This window comes from Streptomyces sp. NPDC051364, from assembly GCF_040682115.1.
GTDB lineage: Bacteria > Actinomycetota > Actinomycetes > Streptomycetales > Streptomycetaceae > Streptomyces.
The window spans coordinates 1-10,065 of record NZ_JBFBAH010000071.1 but is presented as its reverse complement, the minus strand read 5'-3'; the positions used below and the strand labels follow the sequence as shown (position 1 = coordinate 10,065).

Annotated in this window: 8 protein-coding genes and 2 pseudogenes; 6 read left to right on the top strand and 4 right to left on the bottom strand. The window is 67.2% G+C overall.

Features of this window, described 5'->3' with window-relative positions:
- Positions 1 to 182 precede the first annotated feature (182 nt).
- From AB0M76_RS43125 to AB0M76_RS43105, 5 genes are all read left to right on the top strand, one after another.
- A complete protein-coding gene (locus AB0M76_RS43125) occupies positions 183 to 767 on the top strand; it encodes a winged helix-turn-helix domain-containing protein (RefSeq protein WP_365958240.1) in 585 nt (194 codons plus the stop codon).
- A gap of 62 nt (positions 768 to 829) precedes the next feature.
- Positions 830 to 1,261, top strand: coding sequence for a transposase (locus AB0M76_RS43120; protein ID WP_365958241.1), 432 nt, complete (start codon positions 830 to 832; stop codon positions 1,259 to 1,261).
- Positions 1,262 to 1,294: 33 nt separating this feature from the next.
- A complete protein-coding gene (locus AB0M76_RS43115) occupies positions 1,295 to 2,146 on the top strand; it encodes a hypothetical protein (protein ID WP_365958239.1) in 852 nt (283 codons plus the stop codon).
- A gap of 206 nt (positions 2,147 to 2,352) precedes the next feature.
- Positions 2,353 to 2,892 carry a winged helix-turn-helix domain-containing protein gene (locus AB0M76_RS43110; protein ID WP_365958238.1) on the top strand — a complete coding sequence of 180 codons (540 nt, stop codon included), beginning with the start codon at positions 2,353 to 2,355 and terminating at the stop codon, positions 2,890 to 2,892.
- Entirely contained in the window at positions 2,802 to 3,248 is a 447-nt protein-coding gene (locus AB0M76_RS43105; protein ID WP_365958237.1) for a transposase, read from the top strand. Before AB0M76_RS43110 ends, AB0M76_RS43105 begins: the two co-directional genes overlap by 91 nt.
- Positions 3,249 to 3,335: 87 nt before the next feature.
- On the opposite strand, the pseudogene AB0M76_RS43100 reads toward AB0M76_RS43105, so the two are convergent.
- The 4 genes and pseudogenes from AB0M76_RS43100 to AB0M76_RS43085 form a co-directional block, all read right to left on the bottom strand.
- Positions 3,336 to 4,154 (bottom strand): annotated as a pseudogene (locus AB0M76_RS43100) (IS256 family transposase); the annotation flags it as partial.
- Entirely contained in the window at positions 4,148 to 5,362 is a 1,215-nt protein-coding gene (locus AB0M76_RS43095; protein WP_365958236.1) for an IS110 family transposase, read from the bottom strand. The pseudogene AB0M76_RS43100 and the gene AB0M76_RS43095, both read right to left, overlap by 7 nt.
- A 219-nt stretch (positions 5,363 to 5,581) precedes the next feature.
- Positions 5,582 to 6,076 (bottom strand): annotated as a pseudogene (locus tag AB0M76_RS43090) (transposase); the annotation flags it as partial.
- Between the two features lie 87 nt (positions 6,077 to 6,163).
- On the bottom strand, positions 6,164 to 6,868 hold the full coding sequence (locus AB0M76_RS43085; RefSeq protein ID WP_365958235.1) for a hypothetical protein: 705 nt from the start codon (positions 6,866 to 6,868) through the stop codon (positions 6,164 to 6,166).
- 311 nt (positions 6,869 to 7,179) lie between these two features.
- Here AB0M76_RS43085 and AB0M76_RS43080 point away from each other — a divergent pair, with 311 nt between their 5' ends.
- Positions 7,180 to 9,342 carry a ricin-type beta-trefoil lectin domain protein gene (locus tag AB0M76_RS43080; RefSeq protein ID WP_365958234.1) on the top strand — a complete coding sequence of 721 codons (2,163 nt, stop codon included), beginning with the start codon at positions 7,180 to 7,182 and terminating at the stop codon, positions 9,340 to 9,342.
- Positions 9,343 to 10,065: the final 723 nt, after the last annotated feature.

The following is a 10,065-nucleotide window of genomic DNA, read 5'->3' as shown; positions in this document are numbered from 1 at the left end:
CCCGCGCGCAGCGCGGACGGGCCCGGCAACGACTCCGCGGCCTGCGCCAGCATCGGCTCAACCGGCGGTCGCAACACCATCCCCGGCGCCTCCTCGCCCCCCGAGTTACTGACTTCAGCTCGTTGGGGTGATTTTTTCCGAACTCCCTGATGGGTGTGGGTGGGTGGCTGTATCCGTGGTGTGTGAAATATGCGGATGGGGGCGGGCTGACTCCTGCGGGACGTCGGCGCCGGGAGGCGGTGCGGCTGCAGGCAGCCGGGCTGTTCGAGCAGAAGATCAAGCCGCCGGAAGTCGCGCGGCGGCTGCGAGTGAGTGTGAAGTCGGCTTACCTGTGGCACCAGGTGTGGCGGGACGGCGGTGTTTCGGCTCTGGCGTCCCGCGGTCCGAGCGGGTCGCGGTGTCGTCTGTCCCCGCGGTCTCTGGAGAAGCTGGCCGCGTATCTGGAGCAGGGGCTGGCCGCGCATGGCTGGGTGGAGGACCAGGTGTGGACCGCCTCGAGGGTGGCCACGCTGATCGGCAGGAAGTTCCACGTCACCTACAGCGTCTCCGGTGCCACCCGGTTGATGCACCGGCTCGGCTTCTCCCCGCAGGTGCCCGCCCGGCGGGTCGCTGAGCGCGATGAGCAGGCTGTCGCCGTGTGGAAGGAGGCGACCTGGGCGGAGGTAAAAGGGCGAGGGCGGCCTGCGGGGGCTACGTCTGTTTCGAGGACGAAGCCGGGTTCACCCGCAGGCCGCCGCGGGGACGGACCTGGGGCCGCCGCGGAGTGACTCCGGTCGTCACCATCAGCGGCCGGCGTTCGGGACGGCTGTCGGTGGCCGGGCTGATCGCGATGCGGCCGGGGTCCCGGACCCGGCTGAGTCACCGTCTGCGGAGCCATCCTGCAGGGAAAGGCGCACGTCGCAGCATGGGCGAGCGGGACTTCATCGCGCTGATCGACGGCGTCCACCACCTGGTCAGGGCACCGATCGTGCTGGTCTGGGACCGCCTGAACACCCATGTCTCCCGCAAGATGCGCGACCTCGTCGCCGAGCGGGCATGGCTGACGGTGTTCCTGCTGCCCGCCTACTCGCCCGACCTCAACCCCGTCGAGTGGGTATGGGCCCACGTCAAACGCAGCCTCGCCAACCTCGCCGTCATGGCCCTCGAGCGACTCGAAACCCTCGTCCGCAACCGCCTCAAACGCCTTCAATACCGGCCCCACACCCTCGACGGCTTCATAGCCGCCACCGGCCTCACCCTCGACACCCCAGCCTCACCCTGAAACGCCGAAGTCAGTAACGTCGCGGCTGCTGACATGCGTCGGCTGGGCAACGCCGAGCCCCTGGAGCCCTACCCAGGCCGTGCCCGCGAACCTTGGTTGTGCCGTCACATCCCGTGCCGGCAGGTCATCTATCCGAACCGCAACAACGTGATGAACGGCCAGGGGGCCTGCATCTGGTGCGCGCCCAACGCCCCGAAGAGCCCAGAAGAGGCCAAGGCGGCGATGCTGGAGCACGGCTTCATCGTGCTGGTGAACTTCCTCGGGACCGGCAAGCCGTGGCTCTCACAGTGCGTCGCGGCCGGGCATATCGTGGCGCCCCGGTACGACAACGTCACCAGCCGCAACGGCGGCTGCCGGTTCTGCAAGCGCTATGGCCCCGGCGACCCGCACGAGGCGGTCGCTGACATGCGGGCCGCCGGCTTCCGCCCCCTGGAGCCGTTCAAGAACATCGCCTCGCCCTGGCTCTCGCTATGCGAGCGGTGCACGAAGACCTCCACGCCCCGGTTGAACAACGTTCGGACCAGGGGCGAGTGCTGCCAGCACTGCGCGCGCTACGGACTGGATCCGGGCGCCCCGGCCCGCCTGTACGTCCTCTCCCACGCGGAGTACGGCGCCGTGAAGATCGGGATCACTGGACTACGGACCCGCGAGGACCGTGTTGCTCGGTTCCGGGGCCAGGGCTGGGTGCAGTTCACCCAGATCGACTTTGCCACGGGCGCGGATGCCTATCGGGTTGAGCAGAGCGTGATCCGCCGACTCAGGATTGAAGGGCACGGGGTGTTCCTCGGCGACGTGCAGATGCCGATCGGCGGCTACAAGGAGACGTTCGACGCGAGGTCCGTGTCCGTTGAGCGGCTGCTCGCGCTGGCGGAGGCAGAGCGGTAGCGGCGCGACGTTAGGCCGCGCCGCTACCGCGGAGTCCCGGCCGCTGCGAGCCAGCGCTTCACCGCTTCGAGATGTTCGGGCAGTAACCCGATGCGCAGGTCCGGCTGGACCTTCAGTTGCGCCCAGTTCTCGCGTACTGAACTTGATTGGGTGATGTCGGGGCTGTTCGCCTGACAGCGTCTGGACCGTTCCGGTAGCTCTGGGATGTGAGGTACGCGCAGGGCGGCGGCTTGACCGACGCCGAGAGGGCCGCGCGGGAGCGGATCCGGCTGCAGGCCGTGGTCCGCTTCGAGGGCGGGGAGAAGAACAGAGAGATCGCGACCGCGCTGCGGGTGAGCGAGCGGTCGGTGGAACGCTGGCGCCGCCAATGGCGGGAGCATGGTCAGGTCGGGGTCCACTCGAAGGGATCGCCCGGTCGGCCGAGGCTGAGCGAAAGACAAGTAGCCAGGCTTGAGCGGGAGTTGGAGCGGGGTCCGCTGGTTTACGGCTGGGCGGATCAGCGGTGGACGCTGGCCCGGGTGAAGACGCTGATCGGCCGCCTGTTCCACGTCACCTACACGGTGGAGGGGACGTGGCGGCTGCTCAAGCGTCACGGCTGGTCGTGGCAGCAGCCGGCCCGCCGCGCGATCGAGCGTGACGATGAGGCCGTCGAACTGTGGAAGAAGGAGGTCTGGCCGCGGGTAAAAGCGCCGCGGCGGCTCGCGGGGCCTGGATCGTCTTCGAGGACGAGGCCGGGCAGTCGCTGAGACCGCCGCGCGCCAGGACCTGGGGCCGCATAGGCCAGACCCCGGAGGTCCGTGTTCGCGGCCGGGGATCCGGCCGGGTCTCGATGGCCGGGATGACCTGCTTCCGACAGGGCGAGCGTTCCCGGCTGTTCTACAGCTTCCACGTCTACCGGGGCCGCAAAGGTGAGCCCAAGGGCTTCACCTGGCGGGACTACCGGGACCTGATCGTGCGCGCGCACATCCAGCTCGACGGCCCGATCGTGCTCGTCTGGGACAACCTGCGCGCTCACCTGATGCCGCAGATGAGAGCGTTCATCGAAGCGAACGCCGACTGGCTGACGGTCTTCCAGTTCCCCTCCTACGCACAATGCTGCTGACTTTACGCCTGTGTGGTCGTTGAGTTGGTGTGGCTGGCATGCGGGCGGGTCTGTCCAGTGAACGGTGGTTCTGGAGTTGTTGGGGGTTCAGCGGCGGGCGGCTGAGAGTCGGCCGTCGAAGGTGATCTCGAAGGCGTTCAACGCAGCCTTCCACCGCTGGGTCCAGCGTTTGCGTCCCTGGCCGGTGGGGTCCAGGCTCATGATGGCCATGTAGACGCACTTGATGGCGGCCTGCTCGTTCGGGAAGTGCCCGCGGGCCCGGACGGCCTTGCGGATCCGCGCGTTCACGGACTCGATCGCGTTCGTCGTGCAGACGATCCGCCGTATCTCGGTGTCGAACTGGAGGAAGGGCACGAACTCGGCCCAGGCGTTCTCCCACAGCCGCACGATCGCCGGGTACTTCCTGCCCCATTCCTCCTGGAATTCCAGGAAGCGTTCGGTGGCGGCGTCCTCGGTCGGCGCGGTGTAGACGGGCTTGAGCGCCTTCGAAATCTTGTCCCAGTCCTGACGGGCCGCGTAACGGAACGAGGCCCGCAGCAGGTGAACGACACAGGTCTGCGTGATCGCCTGCGGCCAGACCGTCCCGATCGCGTCGGGCAGCCCCTTCAGCCCGTCGCAGACGACCATGCAGACGTCTTCCGTGCCGCGGTTTTTGATCTCGGTGAGGACCTGGAGCCAGTACTTGGCACCCTCGCCCCCGTCGCCGGCCCACAAGCCCAAGATCTCGCGAGTGCCCTCGACGGTGACCGCCAGGACCACGTAGACCGGCCTGTTCGCGACCTTGCCGTCCCTCAGTTTCACGTGGACACAGTCAATGAACAAAACCGGGTAGACCGAGTCGAGGGGCCGGTTCTGCCATTCGTTCATGCCGTCGACCACCTTGATGCTCCTATTGTCGGTCAAGCGGCGGTGAGCCACTGGCGGTAGGCATCGGCGAAGGCGTCGTCGCGGCGGAGGCCGCGTTCGATGTTGGAGATGACGGCGGGCCACACTCCGAAGTGGTTGGCGGCGGCCGTGAGAGTGATGTTCTTCGTCTGCCGGGCCGGACGGAGGTCCGCGATCTCGGGGACTTGGACCGGGGTGGTCAAGAGCCGGAAGACCTCGCGGGCTATCGCGCGTTTGAGGAGCCGGATGATCTCCTTCTTCGTGCGTCCGGCGCTGGTCTGCCGGGCGACAAACTCGCGGGTGCGCCGGCATCGGGCCATCCTCACGAGCGCGATGCGGTAGAGAGCGGCGTTGGCCGCCCGGTCGCCGCCCCGGGAGAGCCGGTGCCGGTTCGTCTTCCCGCTCGACGCGGGGACGGGGGCCGCGCCGCACAGGGCAGCGAAGGAAGCCTCTGTGCGAAGGCGGGCCGGGTTCGCGCCGACGGTGATCAGCAGCTGGGCGGCGGTGTCTGGACCCACTCCGTAGGCGGCGCGCAGGCCGGGGTTGAGGTCGGTGACCAGCTGGTCGAGTTCCCCGGTCAGGGCCGTGTGTTCCTCGGTCAGGTTCTGGACGCGCTTGGCCAGCGTCCGCAGGGCCGTCAGGAGCGGGGCGTGCGCGGGGTCGGTGGCCGGCCGGAGTCGGGCGAGGGCGGTGATGCGCTTGTCGCCGGACAGGTCGGTGTACTTGGCGCGGATGGCGTCGGGGGCGGTGATCAGGAGGTGTGTGATCTGGTTGAGCGTCGCGGTGCGGGCCTTGATCGCCGAGCGGGCGGCGGTCTGCAGAGCACGTATCCCAACAATGGCTCCGTCCTTCGGAGCGCTGGTCGCGCGTCCGGAGACGACAGCGCGGGCCGCGGCGTAGGCGTCGATCGGGTCGGACTTGCCGATCCTGCGGCGTTCGGCCTTGTCGGGCCGGTTGACCTCGACGACGGCCAGGCCGGCCTGCCGGGCGGCGTGTGTGAAGCCGGAGCCGTAAGAGGACGTGCCCTCCACGCCGACGGCAGCGACGGTGCCGTGGGCCTGGAGGAAGGCGATCGCGGCGGCGTATCCGGCAGCGTTGGTGGGGAATTGGGCGTCGGCGAGGTGCCCGCCCCGGTCGGTCACCACGGCGATGTGGATGGTGTCGGCGTGCGAGTCCACGCCGCCGACCACGAACTGGTCCGTCGTGTCCGCCGCCTCTGTGCCTGTCATGCTGGAGATGCCTTCCTTGCCGAAGGTGGCTCCGGCCGGAAAGGGCAGACAGGACAGTCAGGGGGCCTCTGGCCAGGCTCCTATGAGGTCATGCTCCGCCCGGCCGGAGCCCTGGGAACCGGGCCCCGGCGGTCGGACAGATCAAAGCAAGGACAGCCCAGCAGGACGTCAGTCAGTGATTGGGTCACGACCACCGGGGACCCGTGTACCACTATGACTGTCCGTGATCGTGGAGATGGTCGTCTTGGAGACCTCTGCGCCGTAGACCTCCGCGAGGTGGGCGGAGATCTCCCCGTGGGTCAGGCCGCGGGCCGACAGCGAGAGCACCATCTCGTCGACGCCGGTCAGCCGGCGCTGCCGCTTCTTGACGATCTGCGGCTCGAACGAGCCCTCGCGATCCCGTGGGACCTCGAGAACGACCGGGCCGACCTCGGTCACCACCGTCTTCGAGCGGGTCCCGTTGCGGGTGTTGCCCGAGCCGGCCTTCTCATGCTTCTCGTGCCCGAGGTGGTCGGTGATCTCGCCTTCCAGGGCCGACTCGAGGATCCGCTTCGTCAACTGCTGCAGCAGACCACCCTGGCCGGTCAGCTTGATCCCGTCTGCCTTGGCCCGGTCCACCAGCTGACTGATCAACTGGTCATCCAGGACGTCCGGCGCCAACCGGGACGGCTCTACCTCCGCCACGGCCTCCGCCGACACGGTCACGTCTGTCATCAGGTGTCACTTCCTGTTCGAAGATCCACCGTTAACCGTACAGACCCTCCTCTGGAACCTCAGATCCCAGTCTCCAGGTGTCCACGATCAAGGGGAAGCTTCAGCGGTGAACACTGCGGTAGCCAGTTGGGCGGCCAGATGAGGGTGGGCGGTGGCCCGGTGCAGGCGCCAGGCGACCTCGGCCTGGGTCGTCTGCGGGATCACTGGCGGGAAGAAGTCGCGGTCGGGCGCCAGCGGTGCGCTGCAGCGGCAGGGGCAGGTCGGTTCGTCGAAGGCCAGCAGGGTGGTCAGAGCCGGCAGGGCGATCCAGCGGTTGGCCAGCGGGCGCGGCAGCGGGCAGTCGGCGGCGGAAGGGCTGTCCGCGGCGGGCAGGAGGGCCGTGGCATCGGCGAAGTGGTGGCGGACGCCGGACAGGATCCGGTCCACGCCGGCGGGCAGGCGCGAGGTGTGGACGACGAGGGTCAGCCGCAGGCCGGTGCGGCGGCGCAGGAGCAGCAGAGCGTCCAGGCGGGGCTGGGTGAGGAAGTGTGCCCGCAGGAGCAGCAGGTGCGTCGTACCCGTCGCGAGGATCCAGGCCGCAGCGAGGGCCCAGGCCGGGCCGGTGTCGTGCCCGCGGTACCCGGCCACAGGGACGGGCTTGCCCAGAGCTGCCAGGACGTCGTGGGCGAGTGCCAGCGTGGAATCGGTACCCGGCGTGGGATGGACGGTGATCCGGCCCGCCAGCGGGTCGTGTGCGGCCAGAGCAGCGCGGGTGTGCACCAGGTCATCGCCCGGGTCGACGATCACGGTCACCGGGGGCGGATCGGGGGGCCGTTCACACAGCCAACCGGTGGATTTCCTGGTCGCGAATCCCCACGGGCTTAGGCCAAGAGCGCTTTTTGCTGTATTCCGGGCTTGCGGGTTGTCTCGTGCCCGGAATGGACGTCTGGTGCCGGTCGAGTACAGCTACGCGTACCCAAAGGCGACTCGCCGCTTCGGCGATCGCAGTGAAGGAGACCCGAATGTCATCCCCTCTGTTCGTACGACGCCGGGTCCCTCCTTCCACACGTTCAGGCGGACCGGCGCGGCGTGTTCACTCCTTGGTGAGCGGTGTCCTGACGGCAGTGCTCCTGCTGGCGAGCCTCGTGTGCTCGTCGTCCCCGGCAACAGCCGCCCCTCGGACGCTGGAAGACTTCAAGCTCATCACGTTCAACTTGCAGGGCGCTACCAATGGCCGCGACAGCAAGTGGACCACGGATGTACCGCAGCTGATGCGAAACCACGACATCCTCGCGCTGCAAGAGGCCGGGGCCCAACCACGCGGCACCCTTCTGCAAACGCATACACCCGAGCCCGGGCTACCATCTATCACCGAGTCTCGATGGCGGTCGGGAACCGGGAGTCGCGGCCACGACTACTACGTCTACTTCATGGAGACGGACCCGACCGGGCACCGGGTGAACCTGGCCATGGTCACCCGAGAACGAGCCTCTCGGGTCTACGCCGTGAACAACGCCTTCCAGGGGTCGCGGCCGGCGTTCGGCGTCCGGATCGACGACACGATCTACTACACCCTGCACGCCATGTCCGGCAACGGGAATGACGGCGCCATCCTGATCGGCTACATCGCCGCACAGGCAGCCAGGGCCGGCTGCCAGTTCGCCGCCATGGGCGACTTCAACCGCGAACCCGACGGCCTGCGCCCCCAGCTCCCCGGGGGAACCTACCTCCACAACTCCAACCTGCCCACCCACTACTCCCCGACCGGTGTAGACCGTGAACTGGACTACATGGTCACCGACCGCACAATCACCAAGACCACCTGGAAAGCACGCCGCACCAACGGCCGGTCCGCCGACCACTTCCCCGTGGACTTCGGCATCCTCGGCCTAAGCGGAGGAGCCCCTACAACCGGCTGGCTCTGCGGTCACGAATGGGAGTCCTGCGAAATCAAAGGCAACTCCACCGTGATCTACGGTACCGGTAACCCCGCCAAGGACATCTACAAAAACTTTCAAGGCCCCCCGCCAGGCGGCGGCGCAGGCGCGACCGTGACATGCAGCAATACAACCTTCGAAAAAGACCCGGCACCGGGCTCGGAAAAGCAATGCTGGGTCGAACCCGTGGACCAGGTGTGGAACGACACCATGCAAATGATCACGAGCATCGACAACGGCTGCCTAACCGCTGACGAGAACGACAACAACAACATCAGTATCAAACCATGCGTGCAGCTGGCCATGCACTCACAAATGTGGAACAAAGTAGCAGCGGACAGATCCATCCGAGCCCGAGGCCTGTGCATGGAACCAGATACATCGACTTTGGTCAGGCTAGGCGGATGTATCGGGAGTTCAAGGCAGGTCTGGGAAGCAAAGGCCGACGGAAGCCTCTACCACCCCGCTACGCAAATGTGCCTGGCCCACGAGGTCTTCCCATCAATCGGCGATAAGCCCTACCTCACTGGATGCAACCGCTCCATGAAGCAATCCTGGAGATGGCCGTCGAATAGCTTGGTTATGTCCACCGGAATGTGCCTGAGCGCACGTTCCCCCGAACCCAATTCCGGAGTGTCACCGGAGCCATGCACTGCCAGCGATCTACAGAGCTGGGAATTCGGACCAAGCTACTCCTTGCGGAACGCGAGGAGCGGAAACTGCCTGCTCCCTTACCACAAAATCGTAGAATATTCTGTCTGGGTATCTCCCTGTGTCGGGCAGACTCAATGGCGTATGAATGCCACTTCGAACCTCGCCCTGCAAGATACCGGCCTATGCCTGTCCAAAAATTCTACTTTGTTCGTCGACCCGCCCGGCCTCGATTCGATGTATCTGAAGTGGTGCGCACCCAACTTGGGGTACCTCGCGACATTTGACCTCGACCCCGAACCGATCAAACTCGCCTACAACAACCTGTGTATCGACCACACCACGGTGTGGGACCTCGAGGGCAACACAGCCGAACTCTGGACCTGCAACGGAACCGTAAGCCAGGAACTTCTGATGGCACCCAACGGCACCATCCACTCCCAGTCCCACTGCCTGGAACCCGCCGGCACAGACAAAGGCTCGACCGTCCAGCTCCGAACCTGCAACAACAGCGACACCCAAGTGTGGGTACCCCGCATCGACTACGACACCTCCGGCGGGCGGGAACACGTGTACAACCCCGGCACCGGACTATGCCTGAGCGCGGACTACCCGCAAACCGCGGGCAGGCTCCTCACCATCCAGCCCTGCGGCGAGGTCGACACGCAGTGGTGGACCAGTCCCGCCTTCGCGAGCTGAATCCTTCCCAGCACGACCGGAGGTAACTCCCCCTGCCAAAAGCCCTGCCCCTGCGGGGCTCCTGAACCCCGCAAGACCCAGCAGCGGTCATTCTGCCCGTCGCCTCCTGCCTTGCCTGCGCGGTCACGCAGGCAAGGCAGGAGGCGACACACGTTGAAGCCCGGCAAATGTCCCGGCCCGGCCGATAAGACGCTGACCATTTCCCGGGCAGAGACAGTTCCCGCTCCGCTCCCACCGGGACGCGTTGCCAGCGAGCGCGGGACCGCGAGAACCAAACCGTCACAAGAGAGTCCGCCGGGCAGCATCAGCCGCGCCGCGGACGCAGAGGCGTCAGCCACGCGACCCCGCTGTCACCGCGCAACCTTTCGTACAAGACCGGCCCCAACTGCCACACCCGGTACAGGACCGGGGAGCGGCGCCGCACCCAACGGCCTCCATCGGCTGAAGCGGGGACCGTGCGCCCGCAATCGGCCGGGGGCAGGCCGGCGTCGGTGTCCCACGCCCGCACCGCGGTCAGGCGGGCCGGCCTCCCCGGGGTGCGCCTGGTGCGGAAGCGGGGGCAGGCCCGACCGGCTCGGGCCAATGCCGTCCTGGCCGCTCACGCAGGAGACGGCAACGGGGCTAGCCCCAATGCCGTTGACATAGATCTGGATCGGTGAGACGACGTCATCGGGGGTGGTGGCATGGCGTCGTCTCTGCCGGATCTGGCCGGGGTGGGTGTGC